The following is a 25997-nucleotide window of genomic DNA, read 5'->3' as shown; positions in this document are numbered from 1 at the left end:
CCGGGCCAAGGCGACGCACCGGCGTTGCGGCGTGTTGTTCCCCTGGCGACTGCTTTCGATGTCGGCATCATCGTCGGCAATACAGCATCTGAAAAATCGTTATTTTCGATCGACCCATAAATTGAATCGTTGCATTGATGCGTATCGCCTCCCCGGCTCCACCCTGCCCGGATCCCGCCATGCGCTATGTCCAGCTCCGTGCCTTCCACCAGGTCGCGCTCGCCGGCGGCTTCTCACGCGCCGCGAGCGAGCTGAACCTGACGCAGCCGGCGATCTCCGATCAGGTCCGCAAGCTCGAGGAGGAGTATGACGTGCTGCTGTTCAGCCGGCAGCACAGGCAGATCGCCCTGACCGCGATGGGCGAAAGGCTGCTTTCGATCACGCACCGCCTGTTCGATGCCGAGGACCAGGCGCGCGGGCTGCTCTTAGAGTCGCGCGCCTTGCGGCTCGGGACCCTGCGGCTCGCGGCCGATTCCGTCCATCATGTCCTGCATGTGCTGACGGCGTTCCGCGAGATCTATCCGGGTGTGCGGATCACGGTGAGCGCCGGCAATACCGAGACCATCGTGGCGCAACTGCAAAGCTACGAGGCCGATATCGGCGTCCTCGGCGACATGGCCCCGCACCGTGATTTCGAGATCATTGCGCTGAATGCAGCGCGGATCATCGCCGTCGTCGCAGCCGACCATCCCTTTGCCGCGCGCCGGTCGCTGTCGCTGGCGGAGCTTGCCGGCATGGCGCTCGTGATCCGGGAAAGCGGCTCGCGGACGCGCCGGCTGCTCGAACAGCGCGCGTCCGAGACCGGCGTCAGGCTGACCTACGCCATCGAGGTCGAAGGGCGCGAGGCTGCGCTCGACATCGTGGCGGCGAGTGGCGGCATCGGTTTCGTCTCGGAGGCCGAGCTGCGCGGCGATCGCGGCCTGGTGCGCATCGCCCTCGACGGGCCGCCGATCCTGATGGAGGAATCCCTGATCTGCTTGAGCGAACGCCGGGACAACAAGGCGATCAAGGCCTTTCTGGACGTCGCGCGGGATCTTTCTTGATCAGGCTGGACTAAACCCGCCCCGTTCCGTCTCGCACCACGCCCGCGCGCGCCAAGGGCTGACGGCAACGCAGCCGGTCCAAATCGTTGCTTTGAACGCAGCATTGGAAACCCGGTGGCGACTCTCTGCGAATCCGGCAAACCTGCCTTAACTACGATCCCGCATCCCATACACAAATGGTCGACGTCACTTGAAAGTATATTTGAAGCGGATGTCGCTTCGTGTCAGTATTCCCGGCAGAAATTGCGACACTCGATATCGCTGCCGCCTTCCGCCCTTGCCTATGCGTTCCTTGCCTATGTCTTCTGGTGGGTTCACGAGGGGCGTACCATGTCGGCTCAAGAACGCGGGCTTGCCCGTCTCATGCTTAAGATTCCTGCGTTCCGCAATCGCTTCGCACGAATGCAGGATCTACGGTTTCGCAGCGTCTGCGAGGAGTACGATCTCGTCTGGGAGGTGATCACCCAGTGGTCCCAGGACGGGCGCTGCGCGATGTTCAACTTCGACGATTACCGCCGCCTCGCCGCCTCGATCGAGAGCGACGCCATCGCAATGGCCGAGGCGGTTCCGGACCCCGGCCCCACCGCCAAGGCGGCCAGTCCGCAGCCAACGCCATCGGCATCCTCGGAGTCCGACAAGCCGCCCCGCTGACAGACAGGCAACGCCTGTCAGCATCCGCCAAGCCTGGCACACTCTACCGGGGTCTTGCGGTGTCCGCTCGCGGTTCCCTTCCCCGCGAAATCCGGGCACAGGGCGCGCCAGTTGGGATTGTCGGCATGACGACGCTGCCTGTGATCCTGCGCGTCGGCCCCTCCCTCCGCGTCCTTCGAACGGCCCAGCGTCCCGCCGCAGGTCAAGCTGCATTCCGCCTCACAGGACCAGGACGCGTCCGCCGAACCCGGAGCGGAACAGGGCGTCATGGGCCTCCTGATCCGGATCAAAGCAGCAGTCCTGAACCAGACGCAGATCGTAATCCGCATCACAGGCCCAGGCGACGCTGGACAGGACCACGCCGGTGGTGCTGATCCCGGCCATGACGAGCGTGCTGACACCGCGCGTGCGAAGGTCGGCGTCGAGTGACGTGCCGTGGAAGACGCTGGCGCGCGGACAGGCATAGACGAGGTCGCCCCGCTCGATCGCGAGGCCCGCGACGGGCAGACCGGTGCGAAATCGTCCGCTCGGGAGATAGGGCGTGATCTGGCGGTTGGTTCCCGGCGGGGCATGTTCATAGTCTGCGCCCAGCGAAAAATTCGGGAACAGCACCGGCCGGCCCGTGGCGCGCCAGCGCCGGATCAGTGCGTTGCACCGATCCAGCAAGGGCGATGGCTTCTCCCCGAACAGGATCTCGAACACGTCGACCTGATAATGCATGACAACGAGGGCCGCTCTCGCGATGTATTCGCCCCGAATATCGACCGACATCACAATCACCCCAAGTTGAATTTCAATCGTTGTTTGACACGCGCTGCGGAAACACAGGCCTCGTCCTAGATTTCACTTTCTGACGCGAGGCCGTGGCGCCATGCAGTCAATTGCTCCACCGTCGATGTCGCCCCGCCGCAGACGATGACCAGTATTTTTTGATAATCGGCGAGTTCCGCGACATTCTGGTAAAGCGTGGCGAGACTCGCCCCGCATGCTGGTTCGACCAGGATGCGATGGTCGTCCAGGAACCGCAGGCACGCCTCCACCGCCTGAAGATCCGAGACCACGGCGCAGTCGATGCGATGCTGTGCAAGGAGAGCAAAGGCATGCTCCGAGACCTGGCGCGCACCGAGCGAGGTGGCGATGCTCTCGATCGCTGGCAGAACGATGCGCTCGCCCCGGGCAACCGACTGGGCAAAGGAGGACGCGCCCGTCGTCTCCACCGCAAGAACCGGACAGTTCAGCGTGTGGCGCTGCAAGCCTTCGATGACGCCGCTCAGCAATCCGCCGCCGCCGACGGAGAGGATGACGAGGTCAGGCTGCACTCCATCCTCGACCACCTCATCGATGATCGTCGAGTGCCCCCGCCACACCACCGGGTCGTCGAAGGGGTGGATGAACGCATCGCTGTCGCCCAGCATCGCAAGCGCGCGCTCGTTTGCCTCCTGCCAGGACGCACCGTGGATCAGGACGTCGGCCTTCATGTCCGAGATCAGGCGACAGGCCCTTGGCGATGTCGTCTCGGGGACGACAACCGTGACGGGGATGTCGAGCTCACGCCCGGCATAGGCGACGGCGATCCCGGCATTGCCGCCAGACGAGCTGACGAAACGCCTGACCCCGCGCCTGGCATGGTCCTGACACGCAAGGCCAATTCCGCGGAGCTTGAAGGACCCCGAGGGCTGAAGGGATTCAAGCTTCAGCCACACCCTTCGCCCGCTCGCCCGGGAGAGAGCAGACGAGTGGTAAGTCGGTGTTCTGACATGGAGGGACATCATGACTTTCCTCTCCACCATCGTGGAGCCGAGACGATCGATCAGTGATCAGCAACGATTTTGCGGACGCTAGACATGCCCGCCGCCGCCATCGTTCAAAGGCGCCGTGGAATGCCGGACCTTGAGTTGCATGCCGACGGATAAGCGCTCCGATGCCGTTTCCGGCTGCTTGTCGGACATTTTCTTTAGCAGAAGCGTGGCTGCGAGCTGGGCTACTTTCGTGCCATTGCCGCGCACGGCCGTGATCGATGGCGTCATGACTTCCAGGATACTGGCGTCACCGATCGACACGATCGACATGTCGCGCGGCAGCACGAGGCCGCGTTTCGCGCAGAAATGCAGGATACCGGGGATCTCGTCGATATTGGCGATGATCGCCGTGATCGGCCGCTCGCCACGGCATAGGGCCTCAAGCTTGCGAGCCCCGAATGCGCCCACCTCGAAGATACGGCCTGCCGGCGGTTCCAGCCCCCGGTCCGTGAACGCAGCATCGAATCCGGCGCGCTGCTCCCGGCCGACCCAGGTGTCGAGATGACCGGCAACGAGCGCGATCTCGCGGTGCCCCAGCGCGAGCAGATGCTCGGTTGCCCTGCGAGCGCCGACACGATGCTCCGTCAGGACGGTATCGAAACCGCCATCGGGGCTGCGCTCCCAGAGCACCATGGGAATGGTGATGGCGGTAAGCCGCCGCGCCGTCTCCGGATCATTGTCGCGATTGACCGCCAGGAGCATGCCGTCGACGACGCGGTTCTGCAGCAGCGACAGGATCTCGGCCTCGCGGCTGTCGTCGAAATGCGTACTGGCGACGATCAGCGTGTAGCCGGCGCGACGCAGGGTGTTTTCCGCGGCCGCGATCATTTCAGCGGCTATGGGCTGGCGGATATCCGTGACGAGGCAGCCGACCGCGTAGCTCTTGCCGAGCCGCATCGAGCGCGCCACGGAATTGGGGTGATAGCCCAGGTCCTGGACGGCCTTGAAAACCTGCTCGCGCAAATGAGGCGCGACATTCTCGTTGCCATTGAGAACCCGTGAAGCGGTGCCGAGCCCGACACCGGCCCGGCTCGCGACGTCCTTGATCGTGATCGGCCTGGGCTCGTCCGCCGACTGCCTCGTCCCCATCTTAGCCACGCCAACCGTCCCTCTCCTGCCCCTGGCCGACATACACGTGCGGCAAGGAGCGCGCGAGCCGCGGGACCAGTTCGATGACCGTGATGCCGATCGCCTCCGCGAGATCATGGATCGAGATCTCGTCGGTGCCCTGCCGCCCCAGGACCACGACCTCATCGCCGGGGGCGACGTTGGAGATCCCCGTCACGTCGATGACCGAATGCTGAAAGGTCCGGCGCCCGAGCACGGGGCAGCGCTGGCCGTGGATCAGAACCTCCCCGAGCGGCGGAACATGGTTCAGCCCATCCCAGAAGCCGATCGGCGCGACCGCGGTCCGCATGCCGCGTTCGATGGCGATCGGCGCGCCATAGCCGATCCCCAGCACCGTTCCCGGAGGATGCTCCTGGACCTGGATGATCCGGGATTTCACGGCGGTGAGCAGAGGCGAGAGGCCGCCGCTCTCCATCCAGTGCTCGTCAAGCCCGCCGCCATAGATCAGGCGCCCAGGGTCGACCGCATTGAAGAGCATGTCGGGATAGGCCAGCACCACCCGGCTCGACGCCAGCATGAGGATGAGATCGTCGTGGCCGGCTGCCGCAGCAGCGGCTGCCGCCTGCCGGAAGAGCTCTGCCTGGCGCCTGCTGACGCCCGGATCATCCGGAGTGCTGAGATGCGAGTACAGGCCGCGCACCCTGACATGATCGGCGGCACGAAGACGCTGCAGCACGCCGGGCCATTGCTCGGGGCGCAGGCCGTAGCGGCCGAGCCCGCAATCGACCTCGACAAAGACCTCGATCCGCTCGCCAGCCGTCAGCACCGCGTCCATATCGGCCATGCTCTGGACCGTGACCGTGGCGCCGAGCCTGGCGGCGGCCGGCAGATCGCCCGGCGTGGTCGACGCGAACAACAGGACGGGAAGCGTCGTGCCGGTGCTGCGGATCGAAACGACTTCGTCAGGGCTGCCGGCGCAAAAGCCGTCGACGCCGGCCCGTTCCGCGGCCTTCGCGACCGCGGCGGCGCCAAAGCCGAAGCCGTCGCCCTTGCAGACGAAGTAGATGCGAACATCCCGTCCGACCAGACTGCGCGTTGCCGCGACATTCCGGCTCAATGCACCGAAATCGAGCTCCGCCCAGCTTGGGCGCAGGAGCCGGGCGAGATCGTGCCGGCGGCAATCGGTCCGGTTGTGGCCCGGATCGATTGCCGAGAGTGCGACTTGCGCCGTCATGCCAGCTCTCCCTCATATTCCGGGCTCAGCGCCGCCCGGCCTTGATCCCCTTCCATGAAGAGACGGAGCTGCGCTTCCGCCAGTTTCGGCAAATCGGACGCCAGGCCATCGCGACGAATGTCCGTTGCGACCCGGTCTGCGCGACCGTTCGCTCCGGTGACGACACCATAGACGTCGCGGGCGAACTCCCTGGTGAAGCGGCCGTCGCGGACATCGGCTGCGACATGGTCCGGGTCACGCTCGAGCGGATCGCCATTGCCTGCCCCACCCGGGGCGACATGGGTGAAGAGATCGCCCTTGCTGAGAGCGAGCGTCCGCATCGGCATCACCGGGAGCAGTTCAGTCGTGCCGTTCCGATCGATGATATTGAGCGATGGAGAGCCCGGACATCCGCCGAAGAGGCCCGGCGGCAGATGCGCGCGCCGGTCGGAACGGATCGTCAGCTGCGCGTCATCCCCGAGGATACGGTACGAGCGCGTGATCGCCATGCCGCCACGGCGGCGGCCGGCACCGCCTGAATTGGCGACGAGACCATAGCTCTCGATCCGCAAGGGATAGCGTGCCTCGATCAGTTCGATCGGCATGTTCGAGAGGTTCGCGCCGGGGTTGGCGATACCGTCGACTCCGTCCTTCGTGGCCCGGCCGCCCCAGCTTCCGAGAATGCCATCGGTGATCAGCCAGGTCTTCCCCTCGTGGATGCCGCTGAGCGACACGGCGGATGGTCCGCCTTCGCCGGCGGCCGGCATCCGGTCCGGCACGATCTGGGCAAACGCGTTGAACAGCACATCGAGCATCCGATAGGCCATGACGCCGCGGGCTGCGCAGGCCGCCGGCGGACGCGGGTTGACGATGGTGCCGAGCGGAGCCACGACCCGAACCGGCCGCGTATAACCCTCGCAGTTTGGAACCGCCGCCTGGACGGCGCAGCGCAAGGCGGCATAGGCGACCGAATAGGTGATCGCCACAGGTCCGTTGATGGCGCCCGGCACCTCCCCGCTGGTTCCCGTCCAGTCGATCTCAAGCTCGTCGCCTGCAACCGTGATCGTGACCTTGAAGCGGATCGGCCCGCCGCCCTCGCCGAGGCCGTCGATGAAATCCTCGGCCTCATAGACGCCGTCAGGCATCGCGCGGATCTCGTCGCGGACGAGCTTTTCCGCGTAGTCGTGCAGTTCCGCCAGCATTCCGCGCATGGCCGGCGCGCCGTATTTTTCGAGCACCTTGCCGAAGCCGCGTTCGGCGGCGGCGCAGGCGGCGATCTGGGCCCGAAGATCGCCCAGAACCTGTTCCGGAACGCGGGAATTGACCTCCAGGAAAGCCAGGAGGTTCTCGTCCATCCGGTCTTCGTGCATCACCTTGATAAGCGGGATCCGCAATCCTTCCTGGAAGATCTCAGTGGCATGCAGGGCCATGCTGCCCGGCGCCATGCCGCCGAGATCAGTGTGGTGGACGAGGCTCGCTACGAAGCCTTCGACATGGCCGGCGTGGAACACCGGCTTGACCAGATAGACGTCCGGCAAATGCATGCCTCCGGCCCCGTAGGGGTCGTTGGTGATGTAGCCGTCGCCCGGCTGCATCGTCCCGCCGAAGCGTTTCAGGATGTTGACCATCACGCTCGGGAACGAGCCGAGATGCACCGGATTGGTCAGGCCCTGGGCGATGATCAGGCCGTTTCGATCGCAGAGCGCCGTCGAGTAGTCCATCGAGTCCCGGACGATCGGCGAATAGGCGCTGCGCAGGATGACCAGCGCCATCTCGTCGGCGATGGACGCGAGCGCGTTCTTGACGATCTCCAGGGTTACCGGATCGGAGCGCGAGATTTCAGGGGCAGAATGGGGGGCACTGTGAGGGGCGAGCATGACGTCACCTTTCCGAGGCTGTGAGTACGAGATTGCCCAATTCGTCGAGACCCGCCGTCCAGCCAGGAGGAACCACGCAGGTGGCGTCGTATTCCTCGACGATCAGCGGGCTTTCCCGGTCGCCGGCCGCGAGGTCGAGACGCGTGATGATCGGCGTCTCCAGGTGCCCCCAGTCCTGCCCGAACCAGCAGGTCCGCATCGATGGAGAACCCGCCACCCCCGTTCGCGCGTCCGGGGCTGACGGCCGATAGGCGTCGGTCCTGTCGCTGCGGGGACGGCCGGTCACGCGGATATTGACGATCTCGAGCGGATCGCTCGTCGATGCATGGCCATAGGTCTGCTTGTGCTCACGGTGGAAGGCCGCGCCCATGGCGGCGATGTCGATGGGGTCGCCCGGACGGTCTGTCAGCCCGATCGTCAGCTCATAGGCCTGTCCGGCGTAACGCAGGTCGGCAAGGCGGTCGATTTCGATGTCCGCTCTGGTGAAGCCATCGGCCTCGAGGCCGGCGAACATGCTGGTCTCGAGCTTGCGGTAGGCCGTATCGAGCCTGTCGGAATCGATCGCCTCAAGCGCGCAGAAATAGGTCTGCATCAGGTCGTGCTCGGTCGTCGAGTAGAGCAGGCCAAGCGCGCTGAAGACGCCGGGATGGGACGGGACGACGACACGCTTCATGTCGAGGAGACGCGCGATCTCGGCGGCCACCGCCGGACCGTTGCCGCCGAAGGCGAAGAGGGTGAAGTCGCGCGGATCGCGGCCGCGATAGGTCGAGACCGCCTTGACGGCTCGCATCATCGTCGAGGCCGCGATGGCGTAGACGCCATGGGCGGCCGTCTCGAGGTCGAGCCCCGTGGGGGCGCAGACCTGCTCGCTGATCGCACGCCGCGAGCGCTCCGCATCGAGGCGCACGGCGCCGCCGGCGATGTATTCCGGATTGATGTAGCCGAGCACGACGAGCGCGTCGGTCAGCGTCGGGCGGGTTCCGCCCGTGCCGTAGCAGGCCGGGCCCGGGACGGCGCCGGCACTGTCGGGACCGACCTGGATCAGGCCGCCGGCATCGACCCGGATGATGCTGCCGCCGCCGGCGCCGATCTCGGAGACGTCGATGAAGGGCAGCTTCACCGCGTGCCCACCGCCCTTGATCAGCTTGCTCGATATGTTGATCCCGGCCCCGACCTCGTACTCCGTCGTGCGCGCGGGCTGGCCCTGCTCGATGATCGCGGCCTTGGCGGTCGTCCCGCCCATGTCGATCGTGATGATATCGTTCGAACTTCCCGCCGCGCCGATGCGGGCGGCGGCGATGACGCCGGCAGCGGGACCGGACTCGATGATGCAGGCCGGCTTCTCGCTCGCGGACAAGGCACTCATCACCCCTCCGCTCGACTGCATGACCTGCAGCGGTGCGTGAATGCCGGCGTCGCGCAGCCGCGTCGACAGGGCACGCAGATAGGAGCGCACGACGGGCCCGAGATAGGCGTTGACCACCACCGTGCTCGTACGCTCGTATTCGCGGATCTCCGGCAGGACATCGCTGGAGCAGCTGACGAAGACCTCGGGGCCGAGCATCCCGGCGAGAATCTCGCAGGCCCGCCGCTCGTGCTGCGGGTTGGCATAAGCGTGCAGGAAACTGACCGCGACCGCGCGTGTGTCGCTCGCCGCGATGCTGCGCGCCGCCTCGACGACGCTGTCCTCGTCCAGGGGCAGGACGATGTCGCCATGGGCTCCCATGCGCTCGGCAATCTCGTAGCGCCGATGGCGCGGCACCAGCGGCGTCGGCTTCTCGTAATTCAGATTGTAGAGCTCCGGCATGCGCAGCCGGCCAAGCTCGAGGACGTCGCGGAATCCGCGCGTCGTCAGCAGCGCGGTCGTGGCGCCCTTGCCCTCCAGGATCGCGTTGGTTGCCACGGTCGTGGCGTGCACGACCTCCTCGATCTCGGTCGGCTTGCCGCCGATGCGAGCCAGCAACGCAAGCACGCCCTCGACGATGCCGCGGCTGTAGTCGTCGGGCGTCGACGGTCGTTTGAACGAATGGACCGTCTGACCGTTCTCCAGGAAGGTGATATCCGTGAAGGTGCCGCCGATATCGGCACCCACTCGAAACGAGCGCGCTGTCATAGGTTGGTCTCCGCTAGGTTTTGGACCGAGATGGGCGCTGCGTGACAACGGACGAGCCGATCGCCGAGGTGAACCTCGGGTGGCTCGCTTTGCGCACAGATCGGAATCCGGTTGCTGCAACGGGGTTCGAAGGGGCAGCCGCCATGGCGGGCCGCTTCGGGCAGTGGCGGTTCGGCCGGGCGATTGCGCCCGGCGAGCCCGCGCGGAATGGCAGCGACCAGGCGCTGCGTATAGGGATGCGCCGGCTCCGCCAGGATTTCCGCGGCGGGCCCCCTCTCGACGATCCTGCCGGCATACATCACCAGCACGCGGTCGCAGAACGCGCCGACGAGCCCGAGATCGTGGCTGATGATCACCAGCGTCAGGTGCCTGTCGCGATGCAGCTGCTGTAGCAGCGCGATGATCTCGTTCTGCACGGAGACGTCGAGAGCCGATGTCGGCTCGTCGGCGATCAACACCTCCGGCTGTCGGGCGAGCGCGCGGGCGATCCCGATCCGCTGCTTCTGGCCGCCCGATAGCTGATGCGGCAGCCGATCGAGCAGTTCCGGCCCGAGGCTGACCTGCGCCAGCAGGGCATCGAGCGCTCCCGGCGCGAGCGGCCCGCCGAAGGCTTCGCTCAGGCTGCGCGCGACGGTCTTGCGCGGGTTCAAGGCCGTGTGAGCGCCCTGGAAGACAAACTGCACGCGGTTTCGGAAACGCTGCCAGTCCGCGGCCGCAAAGCTCGCAAGATCGCGTCCTTCGAACGAGACCTGACCGCTGCTCGGGCGGTCGAGCCCGACGAGAAGCCGCGCGAGCGTCGACTTGCCGCTGCCGCTTTCGCCGACGATGCCGAGCACGTCGCCGGCCCGGACGTCGAAGCTCGCCCCGAGCAGAGCCGACGTCGTCCTCCGGTCGAGCAGGCGCGCCAGCGCCGAACGCGCCAGGGGGTAGCGCCGGCTTGCGCCTGCGGCGGCAAGGAGCGGCGGCGGGACTGTTTCGGCTTGGCTCATCTCAGGCGCTCCGCCAGCAGGCGCTGACATGGCCGCCCTCACCCCGCAGGCTCGGCCGCAAGTTGCAGTCCGTGTCAGCCAGAGGGCAGCGCGGCAGGAAATCGCAGGCGCCTTCGCCGGGGGCCCCGGTCAGGCGACCGGGCTCAGCGGCGCGCAGCGGGCGGCCTGGCCTTGGCACGGAGTCCAGCAGGAGGCGCGTGTAGGGGTGACGCGGAGACGTGAAGATCGCCTGCGTGCTGCCGGATTCGACGATCCGGCCGCGATACATCACCGCGATCTGGTCGCAGAACTCGGCGACGAGATCGAGATTATGCGAGATGAACAGCAGGGCGATCCCGAATGTCGCGCTGATGTCGCGCAGCAGCGCAACCACCTGGGCCTGAACGGTGACGTCGAGCGCCGTCGTGGGCTCGTCTGCGATCAGCAGGCGCGGCCGGCAGGCGATGGCCATCGCGATCAGCACGCGCTGGCGCATGCCGCCGCTGAGCTCATGGGGATATTGGCCGCTCCGGCGGCGCGGATCGTCGATGCCGACCTTGCCGAGGAGCTGTTCGGCCTCCGACCGGGCCGCCCCGGGGCCCGGATCGTCATGGCTGCGAATGGCGTCGACGAGCTGCCGGCCGATCGTGAAGGCGGGATTGAGGGCGGTCATCGGATCCTGGAAGATCATGGCCACCTTGCGGCCGCGCAGGTCGCGGCAGGCGCTCTCGGGAATGGCCGTGATGTCCTGCCCTTCGAGGCTCATCGCGCCCCCCACGACCCGGCCCGAGCGCCCAAGCAGGTGCATGATCGCCAGCGCGGTGACGCTCTTGCCCGAGCCCGACTCGCCGACGATCGCGAGTTTTTCGCCGGCCCGCACCTGGAGGGTGACGCCGTGAACCACCGTCCGGGCCGCGGCGCCCTGACCAAAGGCGATGGACAGGTCATTCAGGGACAGCACGGGCGCGCTCATAGTGCCGGTCCCCCATCACGCCGCCGGGGATCGAGCACCGTCCGCAGGGCGTCGCCGACGAGGTTGAAGCCGATCACGGTCAGGAAGATCGCCAGGCCCGGCCAGGTCGCGACCCACCATTCGTCGGAGAAGGCGAGCGAGCGCGCATCGGCCAGCATTCCACCCCAGCTCGGGGTCGGTGGCTGCACGCCGAGACCGATGAAGCTGAGCGAGGCTTCGATGATGATGCCGATGCCGATCAGGACGCTCGCCTGGACGAAGATCGGCGAGAGGATGTTGGGCAGGATATCGCTGGCCATGATGGACCAGGACCCCGCGCCCTGCAGGCGCCGCGCTGCTACGTAATCCGCCCTGGCCTCGGCCAGGGCCAGGCCGTGGGCGACGCGCGCCAGCCCGGGGATGAACAGCAAGCCGACGAGGAGAATGATCTTGGCTTCGTTGGGGAGCACGAGCGGCCCCAGCTGCACCGACCCGGTGCCGAAGATTCCGACGATCGCGATCGCCCAGACGAGCAGCGGGATCGCCGCGAAGATATCCATCAGGCCGAGCAGGACGGTCTCGACGAGCGTGCCGCTGTAATACCCGGAGAGGATACCGACCAAGAGCCCGCCGGAGAGGCCGATCGCGACGGTCAGCACGCCGATCATCAGGGATCCGCGCGCACCCCAGACGAGCCGGGCGAGGATGTCGCGGCCGACCTCGTCCGTGCCCAGCAGGAATGACGGCCCCGGAGGCTCCAGCCGATGCTCCATCATCAGATCGAGGGGATCGTGCAGAGGGAGCCAAGGGGCGAGAAGCGCAGCCAGGACGACGAAGCCGACAATGACCAACCCGACCAGGCCGATGCGCGTCTGAGCAAGGCGGCACATCGTGCCGGTGAGCCCGGACAGCCGGGGCACGGCGCGGATGCCGGCGGCCGATGCCATTGGCGCAGGTGCTGTCGAACGCGCGGCGTCAAGCATGTCTCAGCCTCGGATTGATCAGCCGCTGGATGAGATCGGCAGCGAGATTTGAGAGGATGAACATCACCGTGACGACCAGGACGGTGGCCTGGATCATCGGATAGTCGCGTTGCGTGATGGCGGTCAGCAGGGCCCGCGAAAGACCCGGTATGTTGAAGACCAGCTCGATGATGATCGCCCAGCCGAACATGTAGCCGAACGACATGCCGGCGACGCTGACGAAGGGTGGAAGCGCGTTCTTCACCACGTAGCGCGCGACGAGACTGCGTCTCAAGCCGAGAGCATGGGCGGTGCGGACGTAGTCCTGGCCCAGGATCTCGATGACGGAGGCGCGCATCAGGCGGCTGAGCGCACCGATATAGTAGAGCGCGATCGACAGGGCCGGCAGCACCAGGGAGGCGAGATGGGCGTGCCAGCCTTCCGAGAGCGGCGTGATCCCGATCGGCGGCACCCAGCCCAGCCTGACGGCAAAGACACGGATCAGGATCAGGGCGAGCCAGAATCCCGGGACCGACACCGCCATCAGGGATAGCACCCTGATCAGGTGGTCCGGCCAGCGGTCTTCCGTCAACCCGGCGACCAGGCCGAGCGGAATCGCGCCGACCAGCGTCAGGAGAAAGGTCGCGACCACCAGTTCGACGGTGACCGGCAGGCTCTCGCGCAACTCGAGATCGATCGAACGGCCGGTGATGTAGGAGGTGCCGAAGCCCGAGTGGGGAAGCTGCGCAACCCATGCTGCGTATTGGGCGGGCAGAGCGCGGTCGAGACCGCGATCGCGCTCGAACTCATGGATCTGCTCGACGGTGGCGTCCGTGCCGAGCACGATCCGCGCGGGCGAGAGCGGGGTCAATCGCGTGAGCGCGAAGAGGAGCGCGCTGACCACGACGAGCACGGCAAGACTGCTGAGTATGCGACTGGCAAACCACATGGTTTCTCGCCTCAGCGGAGATCGGCCACGGCCGCATCGGTCAGGCGCAGCGTGATCCCGGTGTTCGGCTCGAAGCCCTGCACATTGCTGCGCCAGAGGTTGAAGCTGTGGACCGCGCCGATCCAGGTCGAGGGCGAGTCCGCCGCCAGTATCGCCTGCATATCGGCCAGGATCGGTCCCAGAGACTTTTCGTCGTCGACACGGAAGCTCTCGGTCAGAAGCGTATTGAGCCGCTCGTTGCTGTAGCCGGAACTGCGCGTCATCACCTGGTTCGGTGTATAGATGCCCTGAATGATGAAGGTTGGATCGGAGGGACCGATCACCGCCATGAGCGCGGAGGTCTGGTTGCCGCCAAAAACCTGCTCGATGAGCTGGCCGGTCTCGAGCGGCTGGAGTTTGACCTTGATGCCGAGCCGGGCCAGCGATGCCTGGATGAAGAGGGCCGCGTCCGCGACGTCCAGCAGATAACCCTGCGACGAATAGAGCAACTCGAATTCGGCCCCGGACGCATAACGGGATTTGGCGAGATGAGCCTTCGCTTTTTCAAGGTTGAAGGCCAGGACATCAGCCGCCTTGGCATTGTACCACCAGGCCGAGGCAGGAGCCGGCACCGCCGAGGGCTCGACCAGCCCGTTGAAGATCTTCTCGGCGATGGTCTTGCGATCGGTCGCCAGCGAAACGGCCTTGCGGAAATCGGGATCGTCGAAGGGTGGCTTTCGGGTGTTGTGGATCATCAGCATCATGCTGCCGAGCGCCGGACGGCTCGCCCCGGTGATGCCCTGCGCTTTGGCCTGCCGCACTCGCAGATAGTCGCGGACCGGCGGCGCCCCGATGATGTGGACCGATTTCGACATGAGCGACGCGATGCGGGCCGCCTCCTCGGAGACGATCCGCACGCGCAACCGGTCCCATCCCGGGAAATCCTTGCGCCAGTAATTCGGGTTGCGGCGGAACTCGACGACATCGTTGGATCGCGCGGAGACGAAGATGCCGGGCCCGGTTCCCAGGCCCTCAGGCCTCTGCTGGAAGATCTCGTTGCCGTATTTCTCGCGGCTCCCGGCCGGAAAGATACCCATGTATTTGGTCATATAGTCGAGGAAGGGCCGGAACGGCGCCTTCATCTTGAAGCGCACCTTGTGACGCGCCAGGATCTCGACGGATTCGATATTCGTCCAGACCGAGCGCCGCAGCGCCTTGTTGGCCGGGTCGAGAATATAGTCGTAGCTGTACTTCACGTCCTCGGCCGTGAAGGGCTGTCCGTTCTGAAACGCGACGTCGTCCCGCAGCTCGAAGATGTATTCGGTCCGGTCTTCGGAGATCGCGGGCAGCGTCTTTGCAAGCAGTGGCCGCCGCCGCCCCTCCCCGTCGATCTCGATCAGGTTCTCGAAGATGAGCTGATTGACCACCATGGCATCGTGGTTGCCCTGGTTGATCGGATCGAAGGTCGACGGGTTCGAAGGGATAGCCACGACCAGGGATCGCTCATCCGCCGCCTGCGCCGGGAATGGCAGACCCAGCCCGCCAACGGCTGCCGCCCCGCCCTGGAGGAAAGCACGGCGATCGAGAGAGTCATAAATCATGGCAATCCCCTCGTGGAAACGTTTCCATCGTTGATGGAAACGTTTCACCAAGAATCTTCCTTGTCAAGTGGCCTGCCTCGCGGGTCAGCACATGTGCTCAAACGGCCCATGCCCGCCACGGGCGCGAGCAGCCAATCCCGATCGCAGCACAACCAGAGCAATAATCGACGGAGCGACAGCTCCGGAACGGTTCAGGCGAACCGAGCCAGCCCTCTCAAGACAGCCACCCTTGGGAAGTGCGGCTCGGCTGGAGTTTGCGCCTTGACCTTTCCGGCAGATCACAACAGATGGGCGTGTGAATGTTTTCATGACGTAACGTTTCGAACATTCGGTAGTTCAGGCGTTGCCGGTTCCGGATGGGTAGGCAGATTTGACGTCATGATCCTTGGCCGGGACGAGCCCTCCCCTGCACGATCCCGGCACGGGGCGCGGCCGTCGCGAGTGCCGGCATGACGACGCTCTCCATGATCCTGCGCGTCGGCCCCCTCCTTGCCATCATCCTGATCGACAGCATCGGCTACACGATCGTCGTGCCGGTCCTTGCCGCGGCGCTCATCGGCGATCAGCCCCTGATGATGGGGGCAGCGCCTGCCGGCCTGCGCTATCTCGTCTACGGCGTCGCGCTCGGCCTCTACGAACTCGTCATGCTCTATGCCGCGCCGGTGCTCGGAGAGATCTCAGACCGCATCGGGCGAAAGCGGATCCTGATCCTTTGCATGCTCGGCATGGCCTTGAGCTTTGCGCTGATCGGCGGCGCCATCGCCTATAATCTCGTCGCCTTGCTGCTGATCGGCCGCTTCATCGGAGGGGCCACGGCAGGCAGCCAGGCCGTCGCACAGGCCGCTGCCGTGGATGCGAGCAGCAGCCAGACGCGCGCGCTCACGCTCAGCCTCTGCCTGTTCGCGTCGTCGCTCGGCTTCATCGTCGGCCCGCTGATCGGCGGCGCGTTCTCGCATGATGCCGCTGCGGTCCTGAGCGATTTCATCCTTCCGATGGCCCTGACCGCCGGTGGCGCCCTGATCGGCCTCGTCCTGATCGCGACGACATTCCAGGAGGCACGCGAACCTCCCGCGCAGGCCGACCCGACGCCGATCAATCTGCTGATGGGAGTGGCGGGGTTTCGCGCGGCGCTGCGCGATCCTGCCATCCGCCATCTGATGCTGGTGTTCGGCCTGATGCAGACCGCCTGGGGGACCTATTTCCTGTTCCTGCCAAGCCTGGTGCTGAACCGGTTCGGTGAGGATGCGGGCACCATCTCATTGCTCATGGCCACGCTCGGCATCGGCTTTTGCATCGCCTACGGCCTCTGTCTGCCCGTGCTCGAGAAGCGGTTCGACCCGCGCGCCATCGCGACATGGTCCTTATGGAGCACTGCCGGGCTGATCGCGGCCTCGCTCGCCGTCCCCCGCCTCGACCTGCTCTGGATCATCGCCTTTCCCACGGCAATCACCGTATCGGTCGCCTATGGTGCGATCATCACCCTGTTTTCCCGGGCCGTCAGCGATGATCGCCAGGGCTGGGTCCTCGGGATCGCGATCGCGATCAATGCGCTCGTCTGGGGCCTGTCTTCGATTCTCAACGGCGCCCTGAGCGCGATCAGCTATCTCGCGCCGTTCGGGCTGTGCCTCGCCACGCTGGCTGCCAGCGCGTTCCTGATGTCATCGCCAAAGGCATCGCCTGCCGCTGCGCGCCAGATTTGACGAGGATTTCCATGTTCCACCGCATTTTCGAGGATACGGCGCGGCGCCTGCCCACGGCACTGGCGATCAAGGCCGGAGAACGGCGGCTGAGCTATGCCGAGCTCGATGCCTGGGCGCAGGAGATCGCCACGGCCATCCGTCGGCTCCTGCCAGCCGGCGCGAGCACATCCGAGGCAAGGCTGATCGGCCTGTGCATGCCACGCGGCATTGCGGCTGTCGCGGGCATCCTCGGCATTCTCAAGGCGGGATGCGCCTGGGTGCCGCTTGATCCGTCCTATCCCGAGGACCGCCTGCGCTTCATGCTGGAGGACGCAGCCGCGCCCGTGGTGCTGACGCTGGACGCGACACATGATGCGGCCTTCCTCTGCGAATCCGGCCGCGCGCTCCTGAATCTCGACAGGCCCCTGCCGGCAGCGGGCAGCGGACCGGCAGCGCCGCCCGATGATCCCGAGCGCACGGCCTATGTCGTCTACACCTCCGGCTCGACCGGTCGACCCAAGGGCATTCTCGGCTCGCATGCCGCGATGCTCAGCCGCTTTGAATGGATGTGGCAGGAATTCCCGTTCGAGAGCAGCGAAATCTGCTGCAGCAAGACCGCGCTCAATTTCGTCGACTCGATCTGGGAAATGCTCGGCGGCCTGCTGAAGGGCATTCCCAGCGTCGTCGCCGATGATGCGACAGCGCGCGATCCGTTCCAGCTGCTGCAGCTTCTCGCCGATGAGCGCATCACGCGCCTCATCCTGGTGCCATCCCTGCTGGCGGCCCTGATCGAGGCTGCCCGCGCCACCGGCACTCGCCTGCCCCGTCTGCGCTATCTGACATCGTCAGGCGAACTGCTTCCGAGCGACCTTGCCCGCCAGGTCACGGAACTCGGCGAGAGCGTTACGCTGATCAATCTCTACGGCTCCTCGGAGATGGCGGCCGACGCCACCTGCTGCACCGTCACCCCCGCTGCATTGACGGGCAAGATCGTCTCGATCGGCAAGCCGATCGGGCGGATGCGCATCCATGTCGTCGACGGCCATCTCCAGCCCGTCGGTCCCGGCGTCGCGGGCGAACTCTGCGTCTCAGGCCCAGGGCTTGCGAAAGGCTATCTCGGACGCCCGGACCTGACCGGCCAGGCCTTCATTCCCAATCCGTTCGCAGAGCCCGGTGAGCGCGAGCATGCGCGGCTGTTCCGGTCCGGAGACATGGTCTCGACCCGGCCCGATGGCGAGCTCGACTATATCGGCCGCAAGGATTTCCAGATCAAGATCAGGGGCTTCCGCATCGAGCCCGGCGAGATCGAGACGACGCTCGCAGCCCATCCGAAGATCCGTGCCTGCGCCGTCAGCGCCGCGGAAACGGCGGGAGGACGGCAACTCGTCGCCTTCTGCGTCTTGCCGGCTGCCGACAGCTTCGACAGCACCCTGTCCAGTGAATTGCGCCGATTTCTGCTGACGCGCCTGCCCGACTACATGGTGCCTTCGCGCTTCATCCAGATCGGGGCGCTGCCGCGGCTTCCCAACGGCAAGCTCGATCGCAACGCCCTGACGGTGAGCGACGAGGCCCCCGTCGTGGAGGAAGCCGACGCGACCTCGACCGAGATGGAGCGCCGCCTTCTGGCGATCTGGAGGGCGGTGCTCGGGCAGTCCCGCGTCGGCATGGACGACAACTTCTTCGAGATCGGCGGCGATTCCATCCAGGCTTTTCGCGTTGCGGCGCGTGCGCGAGCCGATTCCGTCGTTCTGACGCCGGCCGATATCCACGACTATCCGACGATCCGCGCTCTCGCCGCCCTGATCGAGGGCAGGACGAGCGTTGCCAGCGCATGGACCACCCCCGGCGCGGTCTCGCCGCTCAGTCCGATGCAGACCTATTATTTCACCTGGGCCAGGCCGAACCCCGACATGTTCAATGTCGGCTTCATCACCCGTCTTGGCGCCATGCTCGATCCATCCCTGCTGCAGGGCGCACTGCATGACGTCGTCGTCCATCACGATGCGCTGCGCCTGCGCTTCACGAAGGGCACGGAGGGCCACTATGCGCAGCACTATATCGCGCTGCCGGAGGCCCAGCGCGTCCCGGTGCACGTGCTTGCCTTGCCCGTAGCGCCCCTTGAGACGCAGCTCGGCTTCATCGGCAGCGAGATCGAGCGGCTGCACGCGACGCTCGACATTGCAAACGGCCCCGTGATGACGGTCGCCCTGTTCGCCGATCCCCATGGCAGCAACCACCATCTCTTCCTGACGATGCATGAGCTCGTCACGGACGCCCTGTCCCTGCAGGTCACGCTCGAGGATCTGCGCACCGCCTATGATGCCCTCGAAGCCGGCAAGCCGGTCGTGCTCCCGGCCAAGACCACGCCCTATCACCAATGGGTCGAGCAGGTGATCGCCTATGCGCGAAGCCCGCAGGCCGAGGCGCAGCTCGATTACTGGGTCGGCGAGGCGAGCGACGCCATGCCCTTCCCGGAGGATGCGCAGGTCGAGGGAGCGTTGCAGCGCGACATCGACAGCCATGGCTTCGAGGTTCTCGATGCGGCCGAGATGGCAGGCCTGCGCGAGCGGCTGGGCGGCGCGGCTCAATCGACCCTGATCCACGCCATCGTCGCCAGTCTCGCCGTCACGGCCAACCGGTTGTCGGGCCAGCGCAACCTGATCTTTCACAAGGTCGCCCATGGCCGGGAGAGCTGCATCCGCGCTGCCGATCCCTCGCGCACGGTCGGCTGGTTCATTACCCACACGCCGATCACCGCCCGCCTGCCCGATGGCGAGCTCGACAGCGAGCCGGCCCTGGCTGCAGCGCTCGAGGCGGTCGCGGCGCAGTATCGCGCCATCCCCGACAATGGCATCGGACACAGCGCGCTGCGCTACTATTCAAGCGATCCGCGGGCCGAGCTCCTGGCGCGCGAGGACAAGGTGCGCACGTTGTTCCAGTATATCGGCAATGTCTGGGAGGATAATTACGACGGCGTGCGCTTCCTCCCGCCCGACCCGTCGCTGATGGACGTTCCCGATACGGTCGCGGCAGGCAACCTCGCGGACTACCATCTGCACGTCTATGCCTATGTGATGGATGACTGCTTCCGCATGAAGTTCTTCTATACGCGCCCGAATTACCGGAGCGAGACCATCCTTGCGATGGCGGAGATCTTTACCGGGTCGATGAAAGCCATGCTGGTGCCGGGATGGCGCGCCAACTGACGCGGGCGAGCGACACCGCGGACGGGCACCTCCTGCTCGCCCGGGCACAGCTGCCCGAATTGATGGATGCGCTGCCAAAGGGCACGCAAGGCAGCGTGCACCTGCTCAGACTGGCGCAGATCGCTCGTCGCGATTGGGCCTTGCTGTCAGGGTTGCTGGACGCGGCGGAAAGGCAGCGCGCGGCACGTTTCCGGTTCGAAGCCGACCGGGACGCCTATATCGCGGCCCATGGCCTGCTGCGGCTCGCCATCGCGTCCCGGCTGGGAGCCAACCCTGCAGAGCTGCGCCTCAGCCACCAGCCAGGTAAGAAACCCGCCCTGATCGAGAAGCCTGCCCTGATCTCAGAAGATCGGTCCGATGCTGCCGTTCCGGCGATCGATTTCTCGCTGTCCCACACACGCAGCTGCGTTGGCTGCATCGTTGCTGAGGGGATCAGCGTCGGCATCGACATCGAACCGACGCGCGATCCGCCCTCCGAGCGTGAAGGCCCGCTCTCGCCCCAAGAGATCGCGTGGCTGCGCACAAGGCCGCCCCGGTCTGCCGCGGCCGAGTTCACCACGCTCTGGTGCCGCAAGGAGGCGCTGCTGAAGTCGCTCGGGTCGCGCGAGCCGATGAGCATGAGCAGGTTTTCCGCCATTCCAGGGCAAGCCATCGCGCTTCCCGCGGGAAGCGGATTCTCCGTCCAGGACATGGGCGTCACATCGCACCTGACAGATGACGGCATCCATATCGCGATCGCAGTGCGATCCGCCGTCCGGTAATCCGAGACCGATCAGCATGAGCGTTGTCCTGCGCCACACTCTCCGGACCACTCCGCCCAGGATTGTGCGGCGCGGCGTACGCACGCCCCAACTGCAACAGAGCAATGGTCTCGGAACAAGCGCGAAAACTGGCCACGAGGCGTCTGTAGTCTCGACTCCGGGAGACAGATTTACGGCACATATGGTGTTGGTGACGTAGCTGCCTGACCGACGGATGTCATGATGTGCCCACACCGGAACCGCCAATCTGTATTGATAAGCATCAATTTATCGATTAACTCGAATGGCGGACTCAACAAACATCACGTTTCGAAACAGCTCTTTCCTAAGAGGCCTGGCAGGAATGGTGAACCCAAACGTGATGATTGCGGTCCCAACGTATGACCGCAAGATTTATTCTGAGACGGCTCTGACGATCATGGATACGATCGAGAGGATCAGACAACGCGGCGGGTTAGCCAGCCTATTCTTCGGCGAAGGTTGCGCTATCATCCACCACGCGCGCAATGCAATCATAACAAAATTCCTGTCGAACCCAGAGGCAACGCATCTGTTGTTTGTTGATGCCGACATGGCGTTCTCGGGCGAGACGATCGTCGAGATGCTGCGCTTCAACGTACCTTTTGTGGGGATCCCATACGTACAGAAATCGTATGCGAATGAACAAACGGCACGATATCAACCCAAAGACCTAGATACATTTCATCAACTTGCCACGCGTTGGAACGTCAAGTTCGAAAATCCTGGCGTGCTCGCGGGTACATGCTCGCCGGTTTCACGCGGACAATTCGCTCGTATTCTCCGAATTGGGGCGGGCGTCATTTTGTTACGCCGCGACATGATCGAAACCATGGTGGCGACTTTCGCCAATACCGCCTACACCTGGGATGGCCCACTGGCCTCTTCCAACCCGCAGTTGAATCGATTCTATGATCTGTTCGGAACGATGGTAGACTCAAACGGTCTCTTTATTGGTGAGGATTACGCCTTCTGCGATCGCTGGATACAGCAATGCGGAGGAGAGATCTGGTGTAACCTCAATGCTCCCTGTACCCATCTGGGGCATCATGAATATTCCGGGACGTTATCGCAGTCGATAGCCTTGCGCCGGGCGTCCGAGGCGAAATTGGCGACCTCGTGAGGCTCACGCGCGGCCGCGCCTCGGGGCGCATACCTCAATCCGGGGCGCGAGTGGCCTTCAGCCGCTTCTTCGGCCAGCGGCGAAGTGTCCGACGCGCCAGCCGAGCTTGTCCTCGATACGCCGCGCCGCCGTCTTCACCGCCTCGACGAAAGTCAATTGCTCCTCGTTGACGCGGAACTCGGGCAGGACGATCGAAACGGTGATTGGGCAGGCGCCGGCCTCGTCCAGCACCGGCGCGGCGATACAGGCGACCGCATAGTCGGACTCGCCCGCCTGGATCGACAGGCCTGCGGCGAGCGCGTCGCGCGATTGGGCGAGCAGGACGGTGGGGTCGGTGACGGCGCGCCCGGTCGGCGATGCCTTGGCGCTCTTGCGGAAAAGGGCTGCCCGCTCCGCCTCGTCCAGGCCGGCGACCAGCAGGCGGCCAGAGGCGGTCCAGTTCAGCGGCACGCGCGTGCCGACGCGCGAGGTGATGACGAAGTGCCCCGGGCCCTCGGCCATCGCCTCGACCACCATCATGCCGCCGTCGCGGCCGCAGATCTGGACGGTCTCGCCGACTTCGCGCGCCAGCACATGCATCTCGTGCGTCGCCACGGTGATGACCTGGAGATCGCGCGCATAGGCGAGGCCATAGTGGTAGAGCCGGGGACCCAGCCAGACTCCGCCTTCGCCGGAGCGCGTCAGCAGGCTCTTGTCGAGCAGGTCCTCGACGATGGCGTAGATGGTCGATAGCGGCGCGCCGATCGCACGGGCGACCTCATAGGCGGTCTGGGCTCGCCCCTCCTGCTGGAGATGGTCGAGGATCTGCACGGCACGGTCGATGCCGCTTACGCGCGAACGCCGCGGCCCGATGCGCTCGGGCTCGTCTTCGCTCGGCTGCGTCGTCGTGGCTTTCGTCATGTCCGGGCTTTCGATACCTGCCGCGCGCTGTTTCCACGGCGGTGCCCCGCTCCGGTTTCCGGTGGGCCTTGCAAACCGCGCGACGACCTTGCCGGCACCTTCGTCAACGCCACGATAGGCCGTGGCTGTGCCGGACCAGCCGGCGCGGGCGTGGCATGTAGCGGCTGGCCGTGATCGCTTCCGCGCCGATCACCGCGTAGCGCGGCTCGAACAGCCGCGTCAGCTGGGAGACGTCGCCGTTCGAATCGGTCGCCTCGAGATCGCCATCGACCAACTCGAAGATCGTGAAATCGGCCCTCTCGCCGATCATGAGCCGGTCCGTCATCGCGAGCTTGATCACCGAGGCCGGGGCATGGGTCACCGCCTCGATGATGGCATCGAAGGGCATGCCGACCGAGAGCAGCTTCGACATCGTCGTCGCGAGGTCCCAGACCGGGAAGTTCATGCAGCGGTTGTGCAGGTCCGTCGAGATCGAGAACGGCATCAGCCCGCGCTTGATCGCGGCCTCCGCCACCTTGAAGGAGAAGGAGGCGCCGCCATGACCGATGTCGAGGCGGACGCCCCGCGCGGCGCAGCGCTCGGCGAGGGTGAAGAGGTCTTCGTCCTCCATCAGGCTCGATCCCGCCTTGCCGTTGAAGCAGTGCGTGACGACGTCGCCCGGCCCCAGCGCCTCCAGCACCTCCTCGTAGAGGGCCGGCGGCTCGCCGACATGGACCATCATCGGCAGCTTCAGGATCTTGGCGATCTTCTTGCCGAGCTTGACCGGCGTCACGCCCCAGGAGCCGGTGATGACATGGCTCGCCCGGACCTTGATGCCGACGATATGCTCGCTGTTCTCCGCATAGCATTCGAGGATGCGGTCTAGGTCGATGTCCTTGATGTCGCGCAGTTCCGGCACGCGGTTACAGGCGACGAGCCCGATCGAGCCGAGATTGAGGAAGGCCTTGATCCGCTCGCGCGCCGGCTCGATGACGTATTCGCGGAAACCGTGGAAATTCGCCTCGCCGGCCGAGCCCGCATCGACCATGGTCGTGACGCCGCGCGCGGCCCCGCAGTCGCTCGGCCTGAGCGAGATGTCGGTGCCGCCGTGCCAGACATGGACGTGCAGGTCGACCCATCCCGGCGAAACGAAGGCGCCCTTGCCGTCGACGCGCAGCGCGTCGGGCGGTGCTGGCAACGCCGGGCCGATCGCGGTGATGTTGCCATCGCCGCCGACGAGGATGTCGATCGCCGCAGCGGGGATCGCCGGGCCAAAGGCGACCGGCCTCACATTCGCGATGAGGAGAGGTTGTTGCGTCACGAACGTCATCTCAGAGATCCTTCCGCAGCCGCGGATCGAGCAGGTCGCGCAGGCCGTCGCCGACCATCTGCAGGGACAGCACGGCGAGCACGATGGCGAGGCCGGGGAAATAGGTCATCCAATCCGCCTGGCCGATATATTGCCGACCGGAAGCGATCATCGTGCCCCAGGTCGGGACGTCGGGACTGACGCCGAGCCCGAGGAAGGAAAGTCCGGCCTCGGCCAGCATGGCGCTGGCGAAGATGAAGGTGGCCTGCACCGTGATCGGCGAGACGATGTTCGGCAGGACATGCCGCGTCATGATCCGGAAGGTCGTGTGGCCGCAGGCTCGGGCCGCCTCGACATAGGGCAACTCGCGGATCACCAGGGTCGCAGCGCGGACGATGCGCGCCAGCCGCGGCGCATAGACGATCGCGAGCGCCACGATCACCGTCACAAGCGATGGACCGAGCGCCGCGACCAGCGCGATCGCCAGGAGGATGTCGGGGAACGCCATCATCGCGTCGATCAAGCGGGCGGTCGGCGTGTCTAGCCGCTTGAAGAACCCGGCCAGCAGCCCGAGCGTCACGCCGATCAGCGACGACAGGACGACGACGGCGGCGCCGACCGAGAGCGACAGGCGGCCGGCATAGAGCATCCGCGAGAAGAGGTCCCGGCCGAATTCGTCCGTACCGAACCAGGAGGTCGCGGACGGTGGCTTCAGACGGTTGACGATCGAGAGCCGGCCGGGCGCATAGGGCGCGATCAGCGGGGCCAGCGCCGCGAGCAGCACGAAGACGAGGAGGATCGCGAGGCCGATCGCCACTGTGCGGCGTTTCATCAGCTGTCGCAGGAAAGTCCGGCCGCGGCGCGGCGCCAGCGCATCGGGTGTGAGGTCGACCATCAGTAGCGCACCCTTGGATCGACCAGCAGATAGAGCATGTCGATCGCGAAATTGATCAGGACATACAGGCCGGCGATCACGAGCAGCGCGCCCTGGATCACCGGATAGTCGCGTCGCAGCACGGCCGAGACCACGAGGTTGCCGACGCCCGGCAGGCCGAACACCGTCTCGGTCACGACCGCGCCCGAGATCAGCACGGCGGCTGTCAGCCCGAGCACGGTGAGGATCGGGATCAGCGCGTTCTTGAGCGCGTGGGTAAGGATCACGGCCTGCTCGCCGAGCCCCTTGGCCCGCGCCGTGCGGATATAGTCGTCGCCGAGCACGTCGAGCATCGAGGCGCGGGTGAAGCGCATGATCAGCGCCGAGGAGACGAGCCCGAGCGCGACCGCCGGCAGGATCAGGTGCCGGATCCGTTCGATCAGGCTCGTATCGGGCCCGCCATAGCCGGAAACCGGAAGGATCTGCAGGCGCACGGCGAAGATCTGCATCAGGATCAGCCCGAGCCAGAAGCCGGGAATGCTCGCGCCGAGCATGGCGAGCGTCGTCGCCGCCTGGTCGAGGAAGGAGCCGCGTCTATAGGCGGCGTAGATGCCGACGGGCAGCGCGATGACGCTCGCGATGGCCAGCGACAGCAATGTCAGGAAGAAGGTCGGCTCGGCCCGCTCCAGCAGCGCGGAGGTCACCGGCATGTTCAGGAAGATCGACTGGCCGAGATCGCCGCGCAGCAACTGCCCGACATAGAGCACGTATTGCGAAAGGATCGAGCGATCGAGCCCGAGCCTGGTGCGCAGATCCGCGACGTCCTGCGCCGTCGCATCGGGGCCGAGCATCACCGCGGCGGGATCGCCCGGAGTGACGCGCACGATCACGAAGACGATCGTGACGACGAGCAGCATGACCGCGACCATGCCGGAGATGCGTTGAAGGATGTAGCCGACCATGGCCCGACCGC

21 protein-coding genes are annotated in these 25997 nt (G+C 65.7%); 6 read left to right on the top strand and 15 right to left on the bottom strand.

The annotated features are described in order from the left end of the window. Positions 1-179 precede the first annotated feature (179 nt). Positions 180-1043 (top strand): LysR substrate-binding domain-containing protein, encoded by an 864-nt coding sequence (locus AB4118_RS19685; RefSeq protein WP_441491338.1) that lies wholly within the window; start codon positions 180-182, stop codon positions 1041-1043. 363 nt (positions 1044-1406) lie between these two features. Continuing rightward, entirely contained in the window at positions 1407-1694 is a 288-nt protein-coding gene (locus AB4118_RS19680; protein WP_441491337.1) for a hypothetical protein, read from the top strand. Positions 1695-1913: 219 nt separating this feature from the next. Here the strand turns inward: AB4118_RS19680 and AB4118_RS19675 are convergent, their stop codons facing one another. The 11 genes from AB4118_RS19675 to AB4118_RS19625 all read right to left on the bottom strand — a co-directional run bounded on the left by AB4118_RS19675 (position 1914) and on the right by AB4118_RS19625 (position 15175). Next, the gene (locus AB4118_RS19675) at positions 1914-2465 is read right to left on the bottom strand and encodes a cysteine hydrolase family protein (RefSeq protein ID WP_441491336.1); all 552 of its coding nucleotides are present in this window, start codon (positions 2463-2465) and stop codon (positions 1914-1916) included. Between the two features lie 65 nt (positions 2466-2530). Next, complete coding sequence (locus AB4118_RS19670; RefSeq protein WP_441491370.1) at positions 2531-3463, bottom strand: pyridoxal-phosphate dependent enzyme; 933 nt, start codon at positions 3461-3463, stop codon at positions 2531-2533. A gap of 69 nt (positions 3464-3532) precedes the next feature. Then, positions 3533-4582: a LacI family DNA-binding transcriptional regulator gene (locus AB4118_RS19665; protein ID WP_441491369.1), complete on the bottom strand. Its 1050-nt coding sequence runs from the start codon at positions 4580-4582 to the stop codon at positions 3533-3535. Between the two features lies 1 nt (position 4583). Further along, on the bottom strand, positions 4584-5795 hold the full coding sequence (gene alr / locus AB4118_RS19660; protein WP_441491335.1) for an alanine racemase: 1212 nt from the start codon (positions 5793-5795) through the stop codon (positions 4584-4586). Continuing rightward, entirely contained in the window at positions 5792-7651 is a 1860-nt protein-coding gene (locus AB4118_RS19655; RefSeq protein WP_441491334.1) for a hydantoinase B/oxoprolinase family protein, read from the bottom strand. The genes alr and AB4118_RS19655 overlap by 4 nt, the downstream gene beginning before the upstream one ends. Positions 7652-7655: 4 nt before the next feature. After that, positions 7656-9764: a hydantoinase/oxoprolinase family protein gene (locus AB4118_RS19650; RefSeq protein ID WP_441491333.1), complete on the bottom strand. Its 2109-nt coding sequence runs from the start codon at positions 9762-9764 to the stop codon at positions 7656-7658. Beyond that, positions 9761-10753, bottom strand: a complete 993-nt coding sequence (locus AB4118_RS19645; RefSeq protein WP_441491332.1) for an ABC transporter ATP-binding protein — start codon at positions 10751-10753, stop codon at positions 9761-9763. Before AB4118_RS19645 ends, AB4118_RS19650 begins: the two co-directional genes overlap by 4 nt. Position 10754: 1 nt before the next feature. After that, positions 10755-11705, bottom strand: coding sequence for an ABC transporter ATP-binding protein (locus tag AB4118_RS19640; protein ID WP_441491331.1), 951 nt, complete (start codon positions 11703-11705; stop codon positions 10755-10757). Next, positions 11702-12631 carry an ABC transporter permease gene (locus AB4118_RS19635; RefSeq protein ID WP_441491330.1) on the bottom strand — a complete coding sequence of 310 codons (930 nt, stop codon included), beginning with the start codon at positions 12629-12631 and terminating at the stop codon, positions 11702-11704. The genes AB4118_RS19640 and AB4118_RS19635 overlap by 4 nt, the downstream gene beginning before the upstream one ends. A gap of 28 nt (positions 12632-12659) precedes the next feature. Then, entirely contained in the window at positions 12660-13595 is a 936-nt protein-coding gene (locus AB4118_RS19630) for an ABC transporter permease (RefSeq protein WP_441491329.1), read from the bottom strand. 11 nt (positions 13596-13606) lie between these two features. Beyond that, the gene (locus tag AB4118_RS19625) at positions 13607-15175 is read right to left on the bottom strand and encodes an ABC transporter substrate-binding protein (RefSeq protein ID WP_441491328.1); all 1569 of its coding nucleotides are present in this window, start codon (positions 15173-15175) and stop codon (positions 13607-13609) included. Between the two features lie 449 nt (positions 15176-15624). Here AB4118_RS19625 and AB4118_RS19620 point away from each other — a divergent pair, with 449 nt between their 5' ends. The 4 genes from AB4118_RS19620 to AB4118_RS19605 all read left to right on the top strand — a co-directional run bounded on the left by AB4118_RS19620 (position 15625) and on the right by AB4118_RS19605 (position 21962). Beyond that, complete coding sequence (locus AB4118_RS19620) at positions 15625-16875, top strand: MFS transporter (RefSeq protein ID WP_441491327.1); 1251 nt, start codon at positions 15625-15627, stop codon at positions 16873-16875. An 11-nt stretch (positions 16876-16886) separates the two neighbouring features. Continuing rightward, positions 16887-20060, top strand: a complete 3174-nt coding sequence (locus AB4118_RS19615) for an amino acid adenylation domain-containing protein (RefSeq protein ID WP_441491326.1) — start codon at positions 16887-16889, stop codon at positions 20058-20060. Then, the gene (locus AB4118_RS19610; RefSeq protein WP_441491325.1) at positions 20045-20821 is read left to right on the top strand and encodes a 4'-phosphopantetheinyl transferase family protein; all 777 of its coding nucleotides are present in this window, start codon (positions 20045-20047) and stop codon (positions 20819-20821) included. The genes AB4118_RS19615 and AB4118_RS19610 overlap by 16 nt, the downstream gene beginning before the upstream one ends. A 283-nt stretch (positions 20822-21104) precedes the next feature. After that, the gene (locus AB4118_RS19605) at positions 21105-21962 is read left to right on the top strand and encodes a hypothetical protein (RefSeq protein WP_441491324.1); all 858 of its coding nucleotides are present in this window, start codon (positions 21105-21107) and stop codon (positions 21960-21962) included. A gap of 57 nt (positions 21963-22019) precedes the next feature. Here AB4118_RS19605 and AB4118_RS19600 read toward each other — a convergent pair whose 3' ends face one another. The 4 genes from AB4118_RS19600 to AB4118_RS19585 all read right to left on the bottom strand — a co-directional run bounded on the left by AB4118_RS19600 (position 22020) and on the right by AB4118_RS19585 (position 25986). Beyond that, positions 22020-22862, bottom strand: a complete 843-nt coding sequence (locus tag AB4118_RS19600) for an IclR family transcriptional regulator (protein WP_441491323.1) — start codon at positions 22860-22862, stop codon at positions 22020-22022. A 103-nt stretch (positions 22863-22965) separates the two neighbouring features. After that, positions 22966-24171, bottom strand: a complete 1206-nt coding sequence (locus AB4118_RS19595; protein ID WP_441491322.1) for an amidohydrolase/deacetylase family metallohydrolase — start codon at positions 24169-24171, stop codon at positions 22966-22968. A gap of 1 nt (position 24172) precedes the next feature. Then, positions 24173-25045, bottom strand: a complete 873-nt coding sequence (locus tag AB4118_RS19590) for an ABC transporter permease (protein ID WP_441491321.1) — start codon at positions 25043-25045, stop codon at positions 24173-24175. Then, complete coding sequence (locus tag AB4118_RS19585; RefSeq protein ID WP_441491320.1) at positions 25045-25986, bottom strand: ABC transporter permease; 942 nt, start codon at positions 25984-25986, stop codon at positions 25045-25047. The genes AB4118_RS19590 and AB4118_RS19585 overlap by 1 nt, the downstream gene beginning before the upstream one ends. Between the last annotated feature and the right edge of the window lie 11 nt (positions 25987-25997).

This window comes from Allobosea sp. 2RAB26 (assembly GCF_052115465.1).
Classification (GTDB): Bacteria; Pseudomonadota; Alphaproteobacteria; order Rhizobiales; family Beijerinckiaceae; genus Allobosea.
This window is presented reverse-complemented; position numbering and strand designations above follow the sequence as displayed.

Bases quoted from the DNA above. Each gene is read 5' to 3' on its own strand.
- alr (WP_441491335.1), bottom strand. From the start codon at position 5,795: ATGACGGCGCAAGTCGCACTCTCGGCAATCGATCCGGGCCACAACCGG.
- AB4118_RS19680 (WP_441491337.1), top strand. From the start codon at position 1,407: ATGCTTAAGATTCCTGCGTTCCGCAATCGCTTCGCACGAATGCAGGAT.
- AB4118_RS19600 (WP_441491323.1), bottom strand. From the start codon at position 22,862: ATGACGAAAGCCACGACGACGCAGCCGAGCGAAGACGAGCCCGAGCGC.
- AB4118_RS19605 (WP_441491324.1), top strand. From the start codon at position 21,105: ATGGCGGACTCAACAAACATCACGTTTCGAAACAGCTCTTTCCTAAGA.
- AB4118_RS19620 (WP_441491327.1), top strand. From the start codon at position 15,625: ATGACGACGCTCTCCATGATCCTGCGCGTCGGCCCCCTCCTTGCCATC.
- AB4118_RS19685 (WP_441491338.1), top strand. From the start codon at position 180: ATGCGCTATGTCCAGCTCCGTGCCTTCCACCAGGTCGCGCTCGCCGGC.
- AB4118_RS19655 (WP_441491334.1), bottom strand. From the start codon at position 7,651: ATGCTCGCCCCTCACAGTGCCCCCCATTCTGCCCCTGAAATCTCGCGC.
- AB4118_RS19645 (WP_441491332.1), bottom strand. From the start codon at position 10,753: ATGAGCCAAGCCGAAACAGTCCCGCCGCCGCTCCTTGCCGCCGCAGGC.
- AB4118_RS19585 (WP_441491320.1), bottom strand. From the start codon at position 25,986: ATGGTCGGCTACATCCTTCAACGCATCTCCGGCATGGTCGCGGTCATG.
- AB4118_RS19670 (WP_441491370.1), bottom strand. From the start codon at position 3,463: ATGTCCCTCCATGTCAGAACACCGACTTACCACTCGTCTGCTCTCTCC.
- AB4118_RS19650 (WP_441491333.1), bottom strand. From the start codon at position 9,764: ATGACAGCGCGCTCGTTTCGAGTGGGTGCCGATATCGGCGGCACCTTC.
- AB4118_RS19635 (WP_441491330.1), bottom strand. From the start codon at position 12,631: ATGGCATCGGCCGCCGGCATCCGCGCCGTGCCCCGGCTGTCCGGGCTC.
- AB4118_RS19625 (WP_441491328.1), bottom strand. From the start codon at position 15,175: ATGATTTATGACTCTCTCGATCGCCGTGCTTTCCTCCAGGGCGGGGCG.
- AB4118_RS19630 (WP_441491329.1), bottom strand. From the start codon at position 13,595: ATGTGGTTTGCCAGTCGCATACTCAGCAGTCTTGCCGTGCTCGTCGTG.
- AB4118_RS19665 (WP_441491369.1), bottom strand. From the start codon at position 4,582: ATGGGGACGAGGCAGTCGGCGGACGAGCCCAGGCCGATCACGATCAAG.
- AB4118_RS19675 (WP_441491336.1), bottom strand. From the start codon at position 2,465: ATGTCGGTCGATATTCGGGGCGAATACATCGCGAGAGCGGCCCTCGTT.
- AB4118_RS19640 (WP_441491331.1), bottom strand. From the start codon at position 11,705: ATGAGCGCGCCCGTGCTGTCCCTGAATGACCTGTCCATCGCCTTTGGT.
- AB4118_RS19615 (WP_441491326.1), top strand. From the start codon at position 16,887: ATGTTCCACCGCATTTTCGAGGATACGGCGCGGCGCCTGCCCACGGCA.
- AB4118_RS19610 (WP_441491325.1), top strand. From the start codon at position 20,045: ATGGCGCGCCAACTGACGCGGGCGAGCGACACCGCGGACGGGCACCTC.
- AB4118_RS19590 (WP_441491321.1), bottom strand. From the start codon at position 25,045: ATGGTCGACCTCACACCCGATGCGCTGGCGCCGCGCCGCGGCCGGACT.
- AB4118_RS19595 (WP_441491322.1), bottom strand. From the start codon at position 24,171: ATGACGTTCGTGACGCAACAACCTCTCCTCATCGCGAATGTGAGGCCG.